A 19,271-nucleotide genomic window follows, 5' to 3' on the forward strand; every position below is an offset into this window, starting at 1 on the left:
CGGGCCTAGAAGAGTGCCCGGGCCAGGGCGGAGCGCGCCTTGGTTACCCGCGGGTCGGTGGTGCCCACCACTTCGAACAGGTCCAGCAGCCGCAGCCTGGCCCGCTCGCGATCTTCACCGAAGACCCGGGCTATCAGCCGCACCACGCGGGTGAAGGCATCTTCAACGTGACCGCCGGAAACATCCAGGTCGGCGACCGCCAGCTGGGCGTCGACGTCGTTGGGGTTGTCGGCGGCATCAGTGCGAAGCTTCTCCGCATCAACTCCCTTGAGCCGGGCCATCAGCTCCACCTGGGCGAGGCCGGCCTTGGCCTCGGCGTCGGCGGGCTGCTCGGCCAGTGCCTTGCGGTAGGCGGCGGCAGCGCCGTCGTAGTCTCCTTCAACAATCGCGTCGTAGGCTTCCTGGTGCAGCGGCGGCAGGGGTGCGTCCTCGGCCGCGTCAGCGCTTCCGCCCTCGTTCAGGGAACCGGTGACGCCGTTCGCCGCGGCGACCTGCAGCAGCTCAGCAACCAGGGCACGGATCTGCTCCTCGGGCACTGCACGGTCAAAGAGCGGCACCGGCTGGCCCTTGAGGACCGCAGCCACGGTGGGCACGGCCACGGCCTGGAATGCCTGGGCAATCTGGGGATGCTGATCCACGTCCACCTGCGCCAGCAGCAGCTTTCCGTCCTGCTCAGCCACGATGCTCCGCAGCACGGCGCTGACCTGCTGCGACTCCGGGCTGCGGGCCGAGTAGAGGTCGATGATCACCGGCACCTGGGCCGAGAGCTGAACCACCTGGGGAAAAGACTGCTCGGACACCTCCACGATGTACGGGCTGGCGCCGTCCGAAGCCGCACCCGCCCCGTCCGAAGGGCCGGCGGCTGCGGGAGGCGCTGTGGCCTTGGCCTTCAGGGCGGACAGGTCAACGGCTCCCCGCAGATTCATCGAGGAAGGGGCCGGTGCGGGACGGTGGTTCGGAGTGCTCATGGATTCACCTTAATACGCGGATTCGGGTATCCGGCACCCCGGTTACCACTGATGGACGGTGGAGTTACTTGAGGGTGGCGGACAGCAGTTCCTGAACGGCGCCGATGACCTGGATCTGGTCCGTGCTGCCGGCGGGCGGAAGGTACAGCATGACGCCCTCGCCGTACTTCACGTCAATGCCTTCTTCGGTGCTCGTCTCCCCCGTCAGCTTCTGGTAGACCGTGCCTTCCAGATTGATGGAGTCGCCCACCTCCCGCGGGACGCTGGCATAGCTGCTGTCCATGTACCCGAAGACAATGGCGCCTCCGTCTGCGGTCCGCAGCGCCCGGGTGTTCGCCGGAACCGCGGTGTGCTTGAAGGTAATGTCCGCAAACTCGTTGTCCGGGCTGGACAGCACGGTGTTCTGGAATTCGGTCACGGCCTCTGCGAAGGTGTTGGACGCGAACGTGTCCTTGTTTGCGCCCTCGGGGTTGGTCAGCGCATCCGCCAGACCCTCGACGGCTGTCTGCGGCGCAACGGTTAGTCCGTCAGCCGAATCCGCAGGAGCGGGCTCCACTCCGGTGCCGTTGACCGGACGCTTGGGGAACGTGGTGCCGGGGAGCATCTTGATGGCCGACATCAGCTTGTAGTTTTCCCGCGCCGATTCCTGCACCAGCAGCAATGCCTGCGGAACCTCGTTGTCCGGACCCTGGGTGACAGCCACGACACTGCGCGGGAACTCGGTTCCGCCCATGATCAGGTCCGTCATCAGCGGCTCGGCCTCCACCGGTTCCGGTGCCTCAGTTTCCGGCACCTTGGCTGCGGTGGCGTAGTTGGCCTCCCGCAGGCTCGCGGCAGAGCCGCCTGCACGGGTGGCGAGCAGCTGCGGGTTCTTGGCTGCGTCCGCTTCAGCCACAGTGGCTGACACCTCGGTAAGAATCCGCTCGAGCTGCGAATCCAAAACCACTGGCGGGGTGGCCTCGCTGCCGGGCTCGGCCGTGGCGCTGGCGGTCAGGGGAAGCACGGCCAGAGCCGGTGCCGGCGCCGCGCCAAAAGCCAGGGCAACGGCAACGACGGTGCCCAACGCAGCTGCCGGGCCGCGGCGCCGCAGGACGGGAAGGATGCCAAAGGCTGACGTGGTTCCGGCAGCTCCCGATTTGGGATCCTTGGCGGGCACGACGGCGGGGTCCCCGGCGCCGCTGACCGCAGACTTGTCCGGGGCGCTCTTGTCAGGGGCGGTCTTATTATTCGAGGCGCTCTTGTCCGGGGCGGTCTTGTCCGGCAGTGGGTTGGCGTCCGCCGTCTTGTTCGGCGCAGCCTTCTCCCCCACGGGCTTGGCGTCCGCAGGCGCAACAGGCTTGGCCGCCGGCAGCGAGGTGGTGGAGTCAGTCACCGGATGGGCACCCGACGGTTTGGTCTCTTTGGCCGGGCCGGAGGAGGTGGGTCCGCGGCCGCCCGCCCGGCGTCCGGTGTTCCCGCGGCCGGACACGAAAGCAAGCGCCAGGCCCAGCACGGCGAGAAGTGCGCCCCCGACAATCAAGGGAATGGCGAACGGAGTGGAATCATCATTCGCGAAGGTCACCGAAACGGCCGAGGGTGCTGCGGCGGTGCCGTCCGTGGCCAGCAGGATCTGCCAGTCGCCCGCAGCGGGCGGCTCCCAGCCGAAGGTCACTTCATCGTCGATCTCCTGTTCGGAGACCCAAAGGTCGGAACCGGCAGGGTTGGGCACCGTGGCAGTACCTTCGGTCACCTCGGAGGTCAGCGACTCTCCGTCGGCACCGATCCGCAGCACGGAGGCATCTCCCACCCAGGCGTCGACGTCGTCGGCCCGGCCCACAGCCATGAGGAACGGGCCATCCGCCGAAACGGTAACGTCCACCCCTTCAGAGTGCTGCGTGAGGACATCCGCACTGATGACAGTCAGCGGCGCTTCCTGCTCGGAGGACGGTGCTGCGGCGGTGACGGTGCTGGGCGGAGCCCAGACGGTGCGCTGTCCGATGCCAATCAGCATCAGCAGCACTCCGATCACGATCAGCGGAACTGCAAATTTGTTTCGCACAACTTACCTATCTTCAGTCTCGGTGCAAGCGCCCTCACCTGTGGGCAGGCGGAACGGGACGTGGAGCCTCTTGGCTGTCGGGGCGGTAACCGGGTTTATAACCCAATGGTAACGAAATCCACTGACAGGGCACATTCGAAGCGCCCCGCCGCGGCCGTGCACCCCGACGGGCGGCCCGCCGGACTGATAATCTGACGCTTCGTACCCGGGGCGTTCGCTAAATCTAGGAGACCTGCAAAATGGCCGAGAACCAGGACCCATCGGCTGACGCATCCAGTCCGGATCCCGTGCCCGCGGGAGAGCCGGCGCCTGCCTCAAGCAAGCGCCGGGGTTTCCTGTCCGGCGCTTCGGAACGGATCCGGCAGGCGGCCCCCCACGGTATTCCCGGCGCCCGGCCGCGGCGGCGCTTCGAGTTCCCTCCGGAAACTGCATCCGAAGGCGCCTCCCCCGCCGGCACTGATGTGCCTCCGGTTTTACCTGCCTCCACGGGCAGCGGCGGAGACGATTCCACCGCCCGTATAAGCGGGCATCCCATCCACTTCGGCTTCATGTTTTCCGTGGGCGTGGGCATTGCCCTGCTCTGCTACTTCATCCTGACCAACGTCGGTGAACTCCTGGTGTGGATCGGAGCGGCCCTCTTCATTGCCCTGGGACTGGACCCGATTGTGCGCTGGCTGGTTGCCAGGCGCATACCCCGGCCGGCCGGGATTGCCATCACCGTCCTGGGGCTGGCCGGAATCGTCATGGGCTTCTTCGCGACGCTGATTCCCACGATCGTGCGGCAGACCACTGAGATCATCAACAACGCCCCGGGCTACGTGGACACCTTTCTTGAATCCGATTTCTTCGTGAACGTTGAAGAACAGTTCCACGTGCGGGAAAGGATCGAAGAGGAGGTTAATAAATTCTTCAGCAACGCCGATGCCCTTGGCGGAATCTTCGGCGGGGTGCTCTCGGTGGGCACTGTTATTGCCAACGGGCTTTTCGGTGCGCTGATCATCCTGGTGCTGACCCTGTACTTCCTCGCCTCCCTGCCCTCGATGAAAATGTGGGCCTACCATCTGGCCCCCAAGAGCCGGCGGCGCCGGGTCGAGGACCTCTCCGAGGAAATCACCGGCAGCGTTGGCAACTATGTGATCGGCCAGGGCGTGGTGGCCCTGTTGGACGCTACGTACGCCTTCATTGTGATGACCATTACCGGGGTGCCGTTCTCGGTCCTGCTTGCATTTGTCGTTGCGCTGCTGGCCTTCATCCCGCTGGTGGGACCGCCCATCGCACTGGTGCTGGTATCCCTCGTGGCGCTCACGGTCAGCTGGCAGACCGCCGTGGTTTTCGCCCTGTTCTACGTGGCCTATCTGCAGTTCGAGGCGTACTTCGTGTCCCCGCGCATCATGCAGCGCGCCGTCGCAGTGCCGGGGGCTGTAGCCGTCATCGCCGTGATCGCCGGCGGAACCCTGTTGGGCGTGTTGGGAGCCCTGATTGCCATTCCCACCGCCGCTGCCGTGATGCTGCTGCTCAAGGAAGTCTTTATTTCCCGCCAGGACCAGCGCTAGCCCACGGGGATGCGCTGAGCGGTGCCCGACGGCGGCATCTCAGTCAGCGCCGTCGGCCGCCGGTTCTGCGGGTGCGCCAACAGCGGTCGTGCCAGTGCCGACGGTCTGCGACAGCGGTGTCGCGGCCCAGCAGCGAATCCTCCTGCCACACCACGAGGTGCGGGACTCCGGGCGGAATAGTGATGCCGCACCCGGGGCATTTGTACTCCTTGGCCGCGTTCCGGGCCGTGATTTGCCGCACCGACCATTCGCCGTCGGGCGCGCTCTCCCGGTGCGGTATCCCGGCACGGGTGCGCTCCAGATCCAGCTCCACGGCAGGCATTGCCCATTTGCTCCGGGCACTGCGGCCCAGGTTGGCGTTGGCTGCGCCCGGCGGGCGGCGGGGACGGTTGGAACGGGGCATATAAGTCATTTTGCCTGAGCGGAGCCGGTAAAGTGCAACTGTGCGTTTAGTAATTGCCCGCTGCTCTGTTGACTACATCGGCCGCCTCCGTGCCCATCTTCCGCTAGCCGTCCGTCTGCTGATGGTCAAAGCCGACGGCTCCGTCCTGATCCACTCCGACGGCGGCTCCTACAAACCCCTGAACTGGATGAGCCCTCCGGCCACCCTGCGCATCACCGCTCCCGCGGACGACGACGCCGAAGCAGGCGTCATTGAAACGTGGAACGTGCAAAGCGCCAAGACTGACGACAAACTCGTCATCAGCATCTATGAACGCTTTTCCGAGACGTCCCATGATCTCGGCGTCGATCCCGGCCTGATCAAGGACGGCGTCGAGGCTGACCTGCAGCGCCTGCTGGCCGAGCAGATCACCAAGCTGGGTGAGGGGTTTACGCTCATCCGCCGCGAGTACATGACGGCGATCGGACCGGTGGATATTCTGGCCCGGGATGCCTCCGGCACCACCGTTGCCGTTGAGCTCAAGCGCCGCGGCGACATTGACGGCGTGGAACAGCTCACCCGCTACCTCGAACTGCTCAACCGCGATCCGCTCCTGGCACCGGTTAAGGGCGTTTTTGCCGCACAGCAGATCAAGCCCCAGGCCCGGGTGCTGGCGAATGACCGCGGCATCGAATGCCTGACCCTGGACTACGACGCAATGCGCGGGGTGGACGATTCGGACTCCCGCCTGTTCTAGCCGGAATTCCACACCCCAAACCTGCTTGCACAACACCTTGGGCCATTCCTGATCCCCGGTCAGATAGCTTCGAGATCTGCGGGAAAAATACTCTCGGAAATACTCAGAAATTTTTTGCCCAAATTCGTTGACCTGCCTTTGGGTGTGTGTAATCCTATAACCAGTCTTTGTGTAGGTGTTATTCATGCTCGCAAGACCGTTGCGAGCGTGGAGCTCCTCAAGGAACTGCTGAATGGCAAGGATCTTGAGCCTTCCCGTTTCAGTAACAATAAGGCCGTCGCGGGGTGTGGCGGTCATAAGTTCCAAATATGAGGAGAAACAAAAATGGCACAGGGTACCGTCAAATGGTTTAACGCTGAAAAGGGCTTCGGCTTCATCACTCCCGATGATTCAGACGGCGACGTCTTTGTTCACTACTCTGAAATTCAGACCGGCGGCTTCAAGACCCTCGATGAGAACCAGCGCGTCTCTTTCGAAATCGGCCAGGGCGCCAAGGGCCCCCAGGCAACCGGCGTCACCGCCCTCTAAGCTTTTCCACAACACGCTTCGTCACATAGCACCACTTCGTCACGCAGCACCACCTGTCCGGGTTTTCCCCGGATAAACGGAAAGTCCCCGGCACCTGCCGGGGACTTTCTTGGTTTCGGAGCGACGGAACCCTCACATTGACCCGAGATCCCTCCGCTTTGGGAAAAATCAACCGTTGCGGGAAATCCCTGCGGCTGCGTACCGGAGGGATTTCCCATACCGGACGGATTTGCTCAGGGTCAGCTGCGCCGCCGGATAACCTGAGCGCCCAGGCCGCGAAGATTCTCCATGAACTTCTCGTAACCGCGGTCAATGTGGTCCACGCCGCGGACCTCCGTGGTCCCGTCTGCGGCCAGCCCGGCAATGACCAGGGCAGCACCGGCGCGGATGTCGTTGGCTTCCACCGGTGCCCCTGACAGCCGCGGCACGCCCTGGATCAGGGCGTGGTGCCCGTCCAGCCGGATGACGGCGCCCAGCCGTGCGAGCTCCGAGGTAAAGCCCCAGCGTGCCTCGAATACATTCTCCGTGACCATTCCGGAGCCCGTGGAGACGGCATTCATCGCTACGACAAATGGCTGCAGGTCTGTGGGAAATCCCGGATACGGCAGGGTGGAGACGTTGATGGGTTCCGGGCGTCCGTTGCCTTTGACGGTGAAGCTGTCCTCCCCCACGGTAACCGTGCAGCCGGCCTGCGACAGCTTGTCCAGCACCACGGTCAGCGCCGAGGCGTCAGCGTCGCGCACCTCGATGCAGCCGCCGGTGATGGCCGCGGCGAAGGCCCAGGTTCCCGCGACGATCCGGTCCGGCACAACCCGGTGCACCACCGGTTTCAACCGCTCCACACCTTCAATGACGAGGGTGTTGGTTCCAAGGCCGGAGATGCGCGCGCCCATCTCGTTGAGCATCAGCGCAATGTCGGTGATCTCAGGCTCTCGGGCGGCGTTGTCGATCACCGTGGTGCCGGTGGCCAGGGTGGCGGCCATCATCAGGTTCTCAGTGGCACCCACGGAGGGGAAGTCCAGCAGATGGCGGGCACCGATAAGCCCCTCCGGCACAGAGGCCACGAGGTACCCGTGGTCGATGGTGATGGTGGTGCCCATCAGCTCCAGGCCGGCCCGGTGCATGTCCAGCCCGCGGGAGCCGATGGCGTCACCGCCGGGAAGGGCCACTTCCGCTTGGCGGCAGCGGGCAACCAGCGGGCCGAGAACGGAAATGGAGGCCCGCATGGCGCGCACCAGGTCGTAGTCCGCCTGATGCAGCGGCAGTTCCGGAACGTCAATATGGACGGCGGCCGCTTCGACGTCGTACTCGACGGAGCAGCCCAGCCGGCGCAGCAGCTCGGCCATGATCCAGACATCCTGGATGTTGGGAACGTTGGTGATGGTGGAGCGTCCCTCGGCCAGCAGCGTAGCCGCCATGAGTTTCAGGACACTGTTTTTGGCTCCGGGAACACTGACCGCTCCGTTGAGCGTGGTCGGTCCGGTAACAACAATGACGTCTTCCATCCCTCAATACTAAGGCGGTTGACGGTTGGGGCTTTCCTCAGCGCCAGGTACCGATGCCGATGACGGGACCTGCTTCCAGCCATGAGGACAGGCCGGTGTAAACCTCGTACTTCATGGCCACCAGGATTTCGGTGCCTTGATATTCCAGAGTGACGATGATGGCGCCCGGTTGGACGCGGGCACGCTCAGCCTCCGTGGGCTGCCGCCAGCCGCCGATTTCCAGGGAGCTGCGCAGGAATCGATGCGACGGGATCGGGCTGAGCGAAATAAGGCGCAGCCATTCCAGGTGGGTGTCGGTATAACGACAAACCCCCATCTGCCAGCCGCGGGGCGGAAGGCAAATGGAGGCGTCGAATGTACCCAGGGTGCGCCGCAGCTGGCTGCGGCGCACCCCGAACAGAACTACTGCCAATACCAGCAGGGCCAGGAGCCCTGCCAGCGCAATGAACACATAAGAGCTGCTCATTGGGAAGGGTCAGCGAGTCCCAGCGTTGGCTGCGTCGTTCATCTGAGCGTTGTCAGCGACAATCACCACGCGGTTGCTGTCAACGGAGAAGAATCCACCGTCAACGTTCACCGTGAAGCGGGCACCGGAGACCGGCTCGATGGACATTTCGCCCTCGGCCAGAATGGCCAGCAGCGGAGTGTGGCCGGGAAGAATCCCGACATCGCCCTCGGACGTGCGTGCCTTGACCATCTTTGCTGCGCCGGACCACACGAAGTGGTCCGCTGCAACAATCTCAACTTCGAGTTCAGCAGTGTTCGCCATAGGGCTTACTTCCCGGTCTGCTCTTGGATCTTCGCCCAGTTGGCCATGACATCATCCATGCTGCCGACGTTGAAGAAGGCCTGCTCGGCAATGTGGTCCACGTCGCCGTCGCAGATGGCCTTGAAGCCCTCGATGGTTTCCTTGATGGAGACCGTGGAGCCCTCGACGCCGGTGAACTGCTTGGCGGTGTAGGTGTTCTGCGACAGGAACTGCTGGATGCGGCGTGCACGTGCCACAACAATCTTGTCCTCTTCGCCGAGCTCGTCGATGCCGAGGATGGCGATGATGTCCTGCAGTTCCTTGTTCTTCTGAAGGATCTGCTTGACGCGGACTGCCGTGTCGTAGTGCAGCTGGCCCACGTACTGCGGGTCGAGGATGCGCGACGTTGAGGTCAGCGGATCCACGGCCGGGTACAGACCGCGCGAGGCGATTTCACGGGAAAGTTCCGTGGTGGCGTCCAGGTGCGCGAACGTGGTGGCCGGGGCCGGGTCGGTGTAGTCATCAGCAGGCACGTAGATGGCCTGCATCGACGTGATGGAGTGACCCTTGGTGGACGTGATGCGCTCCTGCAGGAGACCCATCTCGTCAGCCAGGTTCGGCTGGTAGCCCACAGCGGAAGGCATGCGGCCCAGAAGCGTTGAAACCTCGGAACCTGCCTGCGTGAAGCGGAAGATGTTGTCGATGAAGAGCAGCACGTCCTGGTTCTGAACATCGCGGAAGTACTCCGCCATGGTCAGGCCGGACAGGGCCACGCGCAGACGCGTTCCCGGCGGCTCATCCATCTGGCCGAATACAAGGGCCGTGTCCTTAAGGACACCTGCCTCTTCCATTTCAACCCAAAGGTCGTTGCCTTCACGGGTACGCTCGCCAACACCGGCGAATACCGAAGTACCACCGAAGTTACGGGCAACACGGGTGATCATTTCCTGGATCAGCACGGTCTTGCCGACGCCGGCGCCGCCGAACAGGCCGATCTTTCCACCCTTGATGTACGGGGTGAGAAGGTCGATGACCTTGATGCCGGTTTCCAGCATCTCGGTGGAACCTTCGAGGTCCGCGAAGTTCGGGGCCTTGCGGTGGATGGGCCAGCGCTCGGTGATTTCCAGCTGATCTTCGGTGACGTCCAGGGGCTTGCCCAGGACGTTGAAGATGTGGCCCTTGACGCCGTCGCCCACGGGGACGGAGATCGGTGCGCCGGTGTCCTTGACGGCTGCGCCGCGGACCAGGCCGTCGGTGGCCTGCATGGAGATGGCGCGCACGAGGTTGTCGCCAAGGTGCTGGGACGTTTCGAACGTGATGGTCTTGGTCTCACCGTTGAGCGTCAGCTCGGTGGTGAGGGCGTTGTAGATGGTGGGGATTGCGTCAGCCGGGAATTCGACGTCGACAACCGGGCCGATGACACGGGCGATACGGCCGGTGGCACCCGAGGCTACGGAATCAGATCCGTGCTCGACAGTTTGGGCAGTCATCTCTCTCACTTCACTCAGTTAGATGGCGTGTGGACTAAGTTTGCTTTGGTGGAGCTGGTCCTGAAGCCGGGGCTAGGACGCGCTGAGCGCGTCGGCACCGGCCACAATCTCGGACAGTTCCTGGGTGATCTCGGCCTGGCGGGCGTTATTGCGAAGTCGCGTGTACTTCTTAATAAGGTCGGAGGCGTTGTCCCCTGCGGACTTCATTGCGCGCTGGCGGGCTGCGAGCTCGGAAGCGGCTGCCTGAAGCATGGCTGCGAAGATGCGCGACTCGATGTAGCGCGGCAGCAGTGCGTCAAGAACCTTTTCGGGTTCGGGCTCGTACTCGTACAGAGGCAGCAGCTCAGTCTCAGACTGTGCTTCTTCCTCAACAACCTCCAGCGGCAGCAGGCGGATCACCGTGGGTTCCTGAACGACCATCGACTTGAAGCGCGTGTAGACAATGTGGATTTCATCCACGCCGCCGTCTTCGTAGTCAGTGTTGAAGTCATCAAGAAGGGCCCTGCCGATTTCGCGGGCCGTTTCGAAGTCAGGTGCGTCGGTGTTTCCGGTCCAGACACGCGCAGACTCCCGGTCACGGAAGTCGTAGTATGCCTGTGCCTTACGTCCCACCAGGTAAGTCTTGACCTCTTTGCCCTCTTCATGGAGCAATTCGACCAAGGATTCGCTCTGCTTGAGCACACTGGCGGAGTACGAACCAGCAAGACCGCGGTCGGAAGTCATAACAACCATGGCTGCCCGGCGGATCTGCTCCGGCTCGGTAGTCAGCGGGTGGTCGATTTCCGACTGGGACGCCACAGCAGAAACGGCACGGGTGATCGCATTGGAGTACGGCAATGACGCAGCCACACGGGTGCGTGCCTTTCCAATGCGAGAGGCAGCAATCAGCTCCATCGCCTTGAAGATCTTCTGCATCGACGTCGTCGAAGCGATCTTCTGACGGTAGACCCGAATTTGGGCTCCCATACTTTTCCTTTCAGTTCCTAGCGTTTGAACTAGGGGCTAAGGCTTTGGCGAGGGGTTCCGCGTCCGGGTCGCAAGACCCGGACGCGGAACACCAAAGCCGCTAGCGCTTCTGCTTGACGATCTTTTCCTGGTCAACAGCGTCTTCGCCCAAGGCGGCGTACTCTTCGTGGCCGGCGGCAACCATGTGGTTGTCGCCCTCCCCGAAGAAGCCTTCCTTGAAGGAGACAACGCGCTTCTTGAGTTCCTCCACAGTGGAGTCCTCAAGCTTGCCCGTCTGGGCCAGGGTGGTCAGGACGGACGTGCTGTGCTTCAGGTGGTCGATGAATTCGCCTTCAAAGCGAAGCACGTCTTCCACGGGAACATCGTCCAGGTAGCCGTTGGTGCCGGCCCAAATCGAAACAACCTGTTCCTCAACGGGGTACGGAGCATACTGACCCTGCTTGAGGAGTTCCATCAGACGCGCACCACGGGTGAGCTGCTGACGGGTGGCTGCGTCCAGGTCCGAAGCAAACATGGAGAATGCCTGCATGTCGCGGTACTGGGCCAGTTCCAGCTTCAACGTACCGGAAACCTTCTTCATGGCCTTCTGCTGTGCAGCACCACCGACGCGCGAGACGGAAATACCGACGTCGACGGCGGGGCGCTGGTTGGCGTTGAAGAGGTCCGACTGCAGGAAGATCTGACCGTCGGTGATGGAGATGACGTTCGTCGGGATGTAAGCCGAGACGTCGTTAGCCTTGGTTTCGATGATCGGCAGGCCGGTCATCGAGCCTGCACCCAGCTCGTCGGAGAGCTTGGCGCAACGCTCCAGCAGGCGGGAGTGCAAGTAGAAGACGTCACCGGGGTAGGCTTCGCGTCCCGGCGGGCGGCGCAGCAGCAGCGACACGGCGCGGTAGGCTTCAGCCTGCTTCGACAGATCATCAAAGATGATCAGAACGTGCTTGCCGCCGTACATCCAGTGCTGGCCGATGGCCGAACCGGCGTACGGTGCCAGGTACTTGAAGCCTGCGGGGTCGGATGCCGGGGAGGCCACAATGGTGGTGTACTCCATGGCGCCGGCCTCTTCGAGGGTGCGCTTGATTTCGGCAACCGTGGACGCCTTCTGGCCGATGGCTACGTAAATGCAGCGCACCTGCTTCTGGACATCGCCGGATTCCCAGTTGGCCTTCTGGTTAAGGATGGCGTCAACGGCAATGGCGGTCTTACCCGTCTTGCGGTCACCAATGATCAGCTGGCGCTGGCCGCGGCCGATCGGGATCATGGCGTCGATTGCCTTGAGGCCGGTCTGAAGCGGTTCGTGAACCGACTTGCGCTGGGTTACGCCGGGTGCCTGGAGTTCCAGTGCACGGCGTGCCTCGGCCTGGATGGGGCCCATGTCATCCATGGGCTCGCCCAGCGGGTCGACAACGCGGCCCAGGAAGGCATCGCCCACGGGTACGGACAGGACTTCACCGGTGCGGTGAACTTCCTGGCCTTCTTCGATACCGGCGAAATCGCCGAGTACCACGACACCGATTTCACGGGTGTCAAGGTTCTGGGCCAGGCCCAGTGTGCCGTCCTCGAACCGAAGCAGCTCATTTGCCATGACGGAGGGCAGGCCCTCCACACGGGCAATGCCGTCGCTGGCGGTTGTTACGCGGCCAACTTCAACGCGCTCTGCGTTTCCGGGTTCGTAGGACGCCGCGAATTCGTTCAACGCATTACGGACGTCGTCGGCGTTGATGGTCAATTCGGCCATCTGCAGTCCCTGCTCTCCTGTGTTGTGATCATCGCTTGGTGCCGATGACCGGGATTAATTCTCAAATGATCTGAAACTGGTCTCAACCGTCCCGCGGGACGGCTAGACCGCGAGCTTCCGACGGAGGTCGGACAGACGGGAAACTACTGATGAATCCAGTATTTCGTCTCCCACTGCGATCCGCACGCCACCGATCAGTGACGGGTCAACGTCGGCGTTGATCTTCAACTCACGGCCGTAGAGTCCATTAAGAGAGGACTGCAGACGCGAAAGCTGCTCTTGGGTCAACGGACGGGCGGCCCGAACCTCGGCTATCCAGCGCTTCTGGCGCCCGGCAACGAGCTCCAGGAAGCGTGCCACAAGGGCACTGGGCTTCAGGCCACGCGGATGCGTGACTGCCTGGCGGATCAGTACGAGTGCTTCGGGGCTGGCCCCGGGCACAAGCTTCTCAGCCAAGGCGATCTTTGCCTCAGGCTTTGCCTGCTGCTCGGAAAAAGCACGCTGGAGCTCATGGCTCGAAGCCACCACCCGGCGGAACCGGATGAGGTCATCTTCCAAGGCATCCAGGCCCGTAAGGCCCGCTCCCCTGTTTTCTGCCGTTGCTGAAACAACAGTGGCAGCCAGTTCCTCGAGCGCATCACCCAAGTCACGCGGAGACCGCCAACGCGAGGAGACCAGATCAGCAACAATGGCTTCAGCGTCAGCCGAAACCTTGCCGCGTACCAGCTGTGAAACCAGCGCCGCCTTGGCATCGCTTTGACGGGCGGGATCGGTCAGCGCACGCCGGATACCGGCGCTGCTGTCGAGAACGCCCAGGATTCCAAAGAGTTCCTCTGCCAGTGACAGCGAAGCAAAGGGAAGCTTGGCTTCCAGCTGCTCGCGGGCCACGGCCAGTGATTCGCTCGATACTCCTGCCATTACCTAGCTGCACCTGCGTTCTCGTTTTCCAGTTCCCCAAGGAAACGGTCAACCACGCGTGCAGCGCGGGCGTCATCCTCGAGCGTCTCGCCGATGATGCGTCCGGCCAGCTCGGTTGCCAGCGTGCCAACCTCAGCACGGAGCGACGTTACTGCCGCCTGCCGCTCTGCGGCGATCTGCACCTGAGCCTGCTCGGTGATCCGAGCCGATTCTGACGCAGCCTTGGCCTTCAGATCGGCAAGGATCTGAGCGCCTTCGGCACGTGCTTCCTCACGGATGGCGTTGGCTTCCGCCCGCGCATCCGAAAGCTGTGCCTTGTATTCATCCAGCGCTGCGCTGGCTTCTGCCTGAGCCTTTTCGGCCTTGGCAATGTTGCCTTCAATGGCTTCCGTACGCTCTGCATACGTCTTTTCGAAGCCCGGCACCACAAACTTGACGACGATGAACATCAGTATGGCGAAACTGATTCCCGTCACCAGGATTTCCCAGACGTTGGGAATCAGGGGGTTGGCGCCCTCTGAGGCTGCCAACAGAACTACCTGATCCATAATGAACCCGTCCTATCTGCTTGGTGGGTCAGTTGGCTGGAATTAGCCAACAATGAACGCGAGAACCAGACCAAGGATAGCGAGTGCTTCGGTCAGGGCCAGGCCCAGGAACGCGATGGGCTGGAGGACGCGCTGTGCCTCCGGCTGGCGTGCAACGCCGCTGATGTAGGCGAAGAAGACAAGACCCACACCGATGGCGCCGCCGATAGCGGAGAGACCATAGCCGATTGCGTTGAGGCTACCCGAGATTTCCATGTGCTATTTCCTTTCAAGATGCCCTGTTGGGCAGGTTGCTTGGGGTTTCCCCGAAGGGAAGTTTGAGTTTTCCCGGAGGGAAAGCTTAGTGATCGTCTGCCAGTGCGCCCTGGATGTAAATGGCGGTCAGCAGCGTGAAAACGTAGGCCTGAAGCACCATGATCAGCGCTTCGAGCATGTACATGGCGATTCCGCCGACCAGCACCAGCAGGGAGGATGCCTGGAGCAGGATGTTGTCCTGGAGAACCAGGAGGTATTCGATCCCTGCACCGGCCAGCATGATGATCAGGTGACCGGACATCATGGTGGCGAACAAACGCAGGCTGTGCGTGATCGGCCGGACCAGGAAGTTGGAAATGATCTCGATCGGAACCAGAACGGGGAGGATGTACCACGGCACGCCCGAAGGGACCGTGGCCTTCACGAAGTACTTCATTCCGTGCTTCTTGATGCCGATACCGATCCACGTAAAGTAGACGATCGCGGCCAGCAGGTAGGCACCGCCCGGGTGGGAGAAGCTCGGCAACTGAATGAACGGAATGGCTCCGTAAATATTGTTGACGATGATGAAGAAGAACAGTGCGAAGAGGAACGGGACGAACTTGAGGAAGTCCCGCTCACCAATGACGTCCTTGGCGATGCCGTTGCGGACAAAGCCGTAACCGAATTCACCGAGGAACTGCAACCGTCCCGGAACCAGCTTGCCCTTACGGGAAGCCATGACAAAGAACACGGCAATGATGACAACCGAGAGGGCGACGAGCACCATCTGCTTGCCGACACCGGTGCCGTATTCCGCGCCCCACGGGAAAATCTCAGGGAGGTGCATTTCTTCAATGGCCGGCGGAACGAATCCACCTTCATTAGTGGCCGGGAGTGCAAGCGCGATCAACGCGTTTCCTCTCTGCTGTGTCCTTCATCGGGCGTGTGTATCGGGGCAAAGCTAGTTGCCCGGTCTAAAATCTGTGGCATTACTGTTCGGCTTCTTCACGGTCGAGGGCTGGATGGCCGACGCTGGCATTCGCAGGTTTGCTTCCGGTCAGGCCGTGGACTTTGGTCAAGTAGAATCCCGCGGCTGCCCCAAAGAGGATGCCGACAAGTACCAGCCATTGAGTCTCGAACAGATTGTCCAAAAACCACCCTATCAAACCCCAGGCGACGATCCCGCCAATGATGTAGCTGAAGACGCGCATGCCGGAGTCGTACGTGTTTTCAGCGTCGTATACAGGCTTTTCAGGCATCCCTTTTCCCTTTAACAGATGATTCTTCGTGGGGGACGTCGTCGTACAGCTGGAAGCGGATCCGGGAAAAAGCACGGATCTCGGCAACTTGCCACACCACTACGGTGAGGATCGCGGCTGAAAAGAACCACGTTGCCTCCAGCCAGTCCGGCCGGCCGATCAAAAACAGCACCGCGGCAAAGACGACAACCTTGACGATATAGATCAGGGCAAACATCGCCATGGCACCGTGCGGATTGTCCCGGCCCACCACGTGGACTATGAGGAGGCTGACGCCGCTGAAAGCAATAACAAGTGTCCAGCCGAACAGCACACTGCCTGCGCCCGGCAGCCCGGCAAAGACCAGGGCCGTAACGGCAAGGACGACAGCGAGCAATCCGGTCCACTGCATTCCGGCACGGAAAACACCGAGCCACGGCTTCGCGGTGGGTCCGGAAGCGACAAGGGGACGTCCAGCCTGGGCACCGTCTGCGGGGCTCATAACTTTCGTCATCCTTCGGGCTGGGGCGGGAAGCTGTGCCGCGTACTCTTCGCGACTCCTGAAATTCTACAGCACATAGAAGTCGCCTCCGTCCGGGCGGCGTCACACACGCTCACACCCGGGCGCGCCTGCGTCCAAAGATTCTCGGAGAGAACAGGTAAAACACCACAACGGCAACGGCAAACAGCGTCACAGCAATCTTGGGCATATCCCCCGCACCGGCGACAAACAGCCCTGCGCCTCCGGCCAGGAGGGTGCAGACAGTCACCACGCCAGCGGACTGGAGATGGCTGAGCCCAACGTCGGTCAGTCGCTGGTAAACGTGCTGGCGGTGCGCGGCGTACCAGCGCTCCCCCCGGCTGATGCGCAGCAGGAGGGTGGAGAAGGTGTCAGCCAGATAAATGAGGACCGGGAAGAGAAGATATTCGACATTAACGCCCGCCAGGAAGGCGGCCACCGCGATGCCGGAAATGGACGCGCCCAGGAGGTAACTGCCGACGTCGCCCATGAACACCGATCCGCGGCCCAGGTTCCACGGCAGGAACGCAGCAAAAGCCGCAGCAGTGACGGCGCCGGCCACCGTCATCCACACATGGTCATTCAGTTGGCCGGCAACGGCGTAGAGGACACCCACGGCGATGCCGTGCAGACCGGAGATCCCGTTGACGCCGTCCATGAAGTTGGCAACGTTGATGTACGAGGCAATGGCCAGGGCGCCCACCGGGACCCACCAGTAGCTCTGCTCCATGGTCCAGACAAGCGCCGTGGTTCCAACGATGCCCAGGAGCACCTGAAGTCCGGCCCGGATCCGGACCGACAGGCCGCGGAAGTCTTCGATCCATCCCAGGAGCGACGCCGCGGCAATGACCGCCATCAGGATCAGCATGATGGATCGGTCGATGGCAACCAGGCCGGTCAGCAGGGACAGGCCCGTACCCAGCAGGACACCCGCGGCGATGGTGACGCCTACACCGCGGATGATGACCTTGCTGTGCGATGAGCGCTCGTTGGGGATGTCAAGGACACCCAGGCGGCGAAGGAAAGGAATGAAGAGGAAAGGCAGCAGAAGACTTGTGAGGAAGGCTGCTCCGATGCACAGGGCGAGGAGCATCAGCCGATCCGCCGTTCGGCGGAACCGTCGGTGTGGAGGCGCCGGCCCGGACGTTCTCCCGGGACCGTGCCTCCGATTTCGGTCACCGGGGGCAGGGTTTCGCCGTGGGAATCCACACCGCATTTGTGCAGCCAGTCTTCGAACCTCAGGTCCGACGGATTCAGTTCATCCACCGCAGTGTGGGAAATCTTCGGATGCCTCGGACGGGAGTCGTCCTCGCCGGTGCCCACCAGGATTTCGTGCATCTTCTCGCCCTGGCGCAGGCCGGTGAAGACAATCTCAATGTTCTTGCCGGACATGGCGATCATCCGCTCGGCAACATCGAGGATCTTGACCGGCTCCCCCATGTCCAGGATCAGGACTTCTCCCCCGCTGCCGATGGCTCCGGCCTGGATCACCAGTTGGCAGGCTTCGGGGATGGTCATGAAGAACCGGGTGACCTCCGGATCCGTCACGGTGAGCGGCCCGCCCTGGCGGATCTGCTCGGTGAAAAGGGGCAGCATGGACCCGCGGCTGCCAATCACGTTTCCGAACCGCACGGACACGTAGCGCTCCTCGGTGCTGTGAGCCATCCAAGCGGTGAGCTTCTCGGCCACACGTTTGGAATGTCCAAGCACCGTGGTGGGGTTGGCCGCTTTGTCCGTGGAGATGTTGACGAAGTACTTGACGTTGGCTTTCTTGGCTGCGCGCAGGACGTTCGCGGTGCCGAGCACGTTGGTTTTCCAAGCTTCCTGCGGGTACTGCTCCAGCAGGGACACGTGTTTGAGCGCAGCGGCATGGAATACGACGTCGGGGCGGCGTTCGGTGAAAATCTGTTCCAGCGCTGAGGGATCCCGGATATCGGCCAGGACCGTGTCCTTGCCATTGAGCAGCCCGTGACCGGTAATGGACAGCTGGGTGAGCTGCAGCCCGGTTTCGTCGCGGTCCACCATGATCAGCTCGGCCGGATCGAAGGCAGTAATTTGGCGGCACAGCTCGGAGCCGATGGAGCCGCCCGCCCCGGTCACCAGGACCTTGCGGCCGGTGAGGTAGCCGGCAACCTCCTCGACATGGATGTCCACGGGACGGCGGCCGATGAGGTCTTCAACAGCCACCTCGCGGAAATCAGTGAGTCCGGCAGCGGCGCCCTTGCTCAGCATGTCCTTCAGCGGCGGCAGCACCAGCACCCGAAGGTTCAATCCCTCCGCGTGGTCGGTCACCTCGCGCACCTGGCGGGCTTCGACGTCGGCGATTGCAATGATCAGGATGGTGGCCCGGGTGCGCTGGACGACGTCGCGCAGGTCCTGCAGGCGGCCCATAACGGGCACGGTGGACAGGCGCAGGTGTTTTTTGGCGGGGTCGTCGTCGATCAGGCCCACCGGGTAATACGGGGAATCCGGGTCCTTCATCATCCGCGTCACAAGGGAGTTGCCCAGGAAACCTGCCCCGTACACCAGCGTGCGCTGGGCTTCATCGCCCGGCCGGACCTTGCCCTCCACGTACATGCGCTTGAGATAGCGGATAGCGGCCATGAACAGGCAGGCAAACGGGAAAGCGATCATTCCGGTGCTGCGGGGGATGTCGATGGCCAGGCCAAAGAGGGCGCTGAACAGGACCAGGATCGCGGCAACCACAAGCGTTACGATCGCCAGCAGGCGCATCTCGTGGAAGCTGCCGAAGCTGTAGCGGCCCCGGTACAGGGCAAACGAATAGCCTACGGCCAGCTGGACCAGCACAGCCGCGCCGCAGAAGACGACGACACCCCCGGGATTAATCTGGTCCACTGTGAGCTCATAGCGGAGCACCAGAGCCAGGACGATGGCCACAATCCAGGCCAGCGAGTCCAAAATGTACTGGGACCACAGCCACAGCGCAGGCTTTTCGCCGCGGGAAGGACCGCTCTCGTCCGTACTTGTCTGCCTCATAATCCTCAACGGGTAGTTCCCCGGTTCTCTTCTCGGTGATTCCAACACTGTTCGAAAGAATCCGGTGTAATAGACTGGAATCTCATCAGCATTCTAACTGCACACCCTTCTCCGTTCGGCTTGGGCCGCTCATCCGGGTT

Annotated in this window: 20 protein-coding genes; 3 read left to right on the forward strand and 17 right to left on the reverse strand. The window is 62.5% G+C overall.

What is annotated here, in order from left to right:
• Positions 1–5: 5 nt before the first annotated feature.
• Positions 6–968: a tetratricopeptide repeat protein gene (locus tag MUG94_RS12030; protein WP_227891969.1), complete on the reverse strand. Its 963-nt coding sequence runs from the start codon at positions 966–968 to the stop codon at positions 6–8.
• A 64-nt stretch (positions 969–1,032) separates the two neighbouring features.
• Entirely contained in the window at positions 1,033–3,006 is a 1,974-nt protein-coding gene (locus MUG94_RS12035; protein WP_227906274.1) for a DUF8094 domain-containing protein, read from the reverse strand.
• A 239-nt stretch (positions 3,007–3,245) separates the two neighbouring features.
• On the opposite strand from MUG94_RS12035, the gene MUG94_RS12040 reads away from it, so the two are divergent.
• Positions 3,246–4,559: an AI-2E family transporter gene (locus MUG94_RS12040; RefSeq protein WP_227906275.1), complete on the forward strand. Its 1,314-nt coding sequence runs from the start codon at positions 3,246–3,248 to the stop codon at positions 4,557–4,559.
• A 43-nt stretch (positions 4,560–4,602) separates the two neighbouring features.
• Here the strand turns inward: MUG94_RS12040 and MUG94_RS12045 are convergent, their stop codons facing one another.
• On the reverse strand, positions 4,603–4,962 hold the full coding sequence (locus tag MUG94_RS12045; RefSeq protein ID WP_227891977.1) for an Rv1322 family protein: 360 nt from the start codon (positions 4,960–4,962) through the stop codon (positions 4,603–4,605).
• Positions 4,963–5,002: 40 nt separating this feature from the next.
• Between MUG94_RS12045 and nucS the strand changes: the two genes are divergently transcribed.
• The gene (nucS, locus tag MUG94_RS12050) at positions 5,003–5,698 is read left to right on the forward strand and encodes an endonuclease NucS (RefSeq protein ID WP_227891978.1); all 696 of its coding nucleotides are present in this window, start codon (positions 5,003–5,005) and stop codon (positions 5,696–5,698) included.
• A gap of 324 nt (positions 5,699–6,022) precedes the next feature.
• Positions 6,023–6,226, forward strand: coding sequence for a cold-shock protein (locus tag MUG94_RS12055; protein ID WP_227891980.1), 204 nt, complete (start codon positions 6,023–6,025; stop codon positions 6,224–6,226).
• Positions 6,227–6,465: 239 nt separating this feature from the next.
• Here the strand turns inward: MUG94_RS12055 and murA are convergent, their stop codons facing one another.
• From murA to MUG94_RS12125, 14 genes are all read right to left on the reverse strand, one after another.
• Positions 6,466–7,731, reverse strand: a complete 1,266-nt coding sequence (murA, locus tag MUG94_RS12060) for a UDP-N-acetylglucosamine 1-carboxyvinyltransferase (protein ID WP_227906276.1) — start codon at positions 7,729–7,731, stop codon at positions 6,466–6,468.
• A gap of 37 nt (positions 7,732–7,768) precedes the next feature.
• A complete protein-coding gene (locus MUG94_RS12065) occupies positions 7,769–8,197 on the reverse strand; it encodes a DUF2550 domain-containing protein (RefSeq protein ID WP_247098815.1) in 429 nt (142 codons plus the stop codon).
• A gap of 9 nt (positions 8,198–8,206) precedes the next feature.
• Complete coding sequence (locus MUG94_RS12070; RefSeq protein WP_227891990.1) at positions 8,207–8,500, reverse strand: F0F1 ATP synthase subunit epsilon; 294 nt, start codon at positions 8,498–8,500, stop codon at positions 8,207–8,209.
• A 5-nt stretch (positions 8,501–8,505) separates the two neighbouring features.
• Complete coding sequence (gene atpD, locus MUG94_RS12075) at positions 8,506–9,969, reverse strand: F0F1 ATP synthase subunit beta (protein WP_227891991.1); 1,464 nt, start codon at positions 9,967–9,969, stop codon at positions 8,506–8,508.
• Positions 9,970–10,041: 72 nt separating this feature from the next.
• The gene (locus MUG94_RS12080) at positions 10,042–10,935 is read right to left on the reverse strand and encodes a F0F1 ATP synthase subunit gamma (protein ID WP_104101235.1); all 894 of its coding nucleotides are present in this window, start codon (positions 10,933–10,935) and stop codon (positions 10,042–10,044) included.
• Positions 10,936–11,035: 100 nt separating this feature from the next.
• On the reverse strand, positions 11,036–12,673 hold the full coding sequence (atpA, locus tag MUG94_RS12085) for a F0F1 ATP synthase subunit alpha (RefSeq protein WP_104052452.1): 1,638 nt from the start codon (positions 12,671–12,673) through the stop codon (positions 11,036–11,038).
• A 102-nt stretch (positions 12,674–12,775) separates the two neighbouring features.
• A complete protein-coding gene (locus MUG94_RS12090) occupies positions 12,776–13,591 on the reverse strand; it encodes a F0F1 ATP synthase subunit delta (RefSeq protein WP_227891993.1) in 816 nt (271 codons plus the stop codon).
• A complete protein-coding gene (locus MUG94_RS12095; protein WP_227891994.1) occupies positions 13,591–14,139 on the reverse strand; it encodes a F0F1 ATP synthase subunit B in 549 nt (182 codons plus the stop codon). Before MUG94_RS12095 ends, MUG94_RS12090 begins: the two co-directional genes overlap by 1 nt.
• A gap of 42 nt (positions 14,140–14,181) precedes the next feature.
• Positions 14,182–14,394, reverse strand: a complete 213-nt coding sequence (locus tag MUG94_RS12100; RefSeq protein WP_207377341.1) for an ATP synthase subunit c family protein — start codon at positions 14,392–14,394, stop codon at positions 14,182–14,184.
• Between the two features lie 85 nt (positions 14,395–14,479).
• Positions 14,480–15,286, reverse strand: coding sequence for a F0F1 ATP synthase subunit A (gene atpB / locus MUG94_RS12105; protein ID WP_227891995.1), 807 nt, complete (start codon positions 15,284–15,286; stop codon positions 14,480–14,482).
• Positions 15,287–15,365: 79 nt separating this feature from the next.
• Positions 15,366–15,635, reverse strand: coding sequence for an AtpZ/AtpI family protein (locus tag MUG94_RS12110; protein ID WP_227891996.1), 270 nt, complete (start codon positions 15,633–15,635; stop codon positions 15,366–15,368).
• Positions 15,628–16,116, reverse strand: a complete 489-nt coding sequence (locus MUG94_RS12115; RefSeq protein ID WP_227906283.1) for a Cg1360 family ATP-synthase-associated protein — start codon at positions 16,114–16,116, stop codon at positions 15,628–15,630. The genes MUG94_RS12110 and MUG94_RS12115 overlap by 8 nt, the downstream gene beginning before the upstream one ends.
• Before the next feature lie 112 nt (positions 16,117–16,228).
• Positions 16,229–17,227, reverse strand: coding sequence for an MraY family glycosyltransferase (locus MUG94_RS12120; RefSeq protein ID WP_227906284.1), 999 nt, complete (start codon positions 17,225–17,227; stop codon positions 16,229–16,231).
• A complete protein-coding gene (locus tag MUG94_RS12125; RefSeq protein ID WP_227906285.1) occupies positions 17,227–19,131 on the reverse strand; it encodes a polysaccharide biosynthesis protein in 1,905 nt (634 codons plus the stop codon). Before MUG94_RS12125 ends, MUG94_RS12120 begins: the two co-directional genes overlap by 1 nt.
• Between the last annotated feature and the right edge of the window lie 140 nt (positions 19,132–19,271).

It is taken from the genome of Arthrobacter gengyunqii (assembly GCF_023022985.1).
Classification (GTDB): Bacteria; Actinomycetota; Actinomycetes; order Actinomycetales; family Micrococcaceae; genus Arthrobacter_B; species Arthrobacter_B gengyunqii.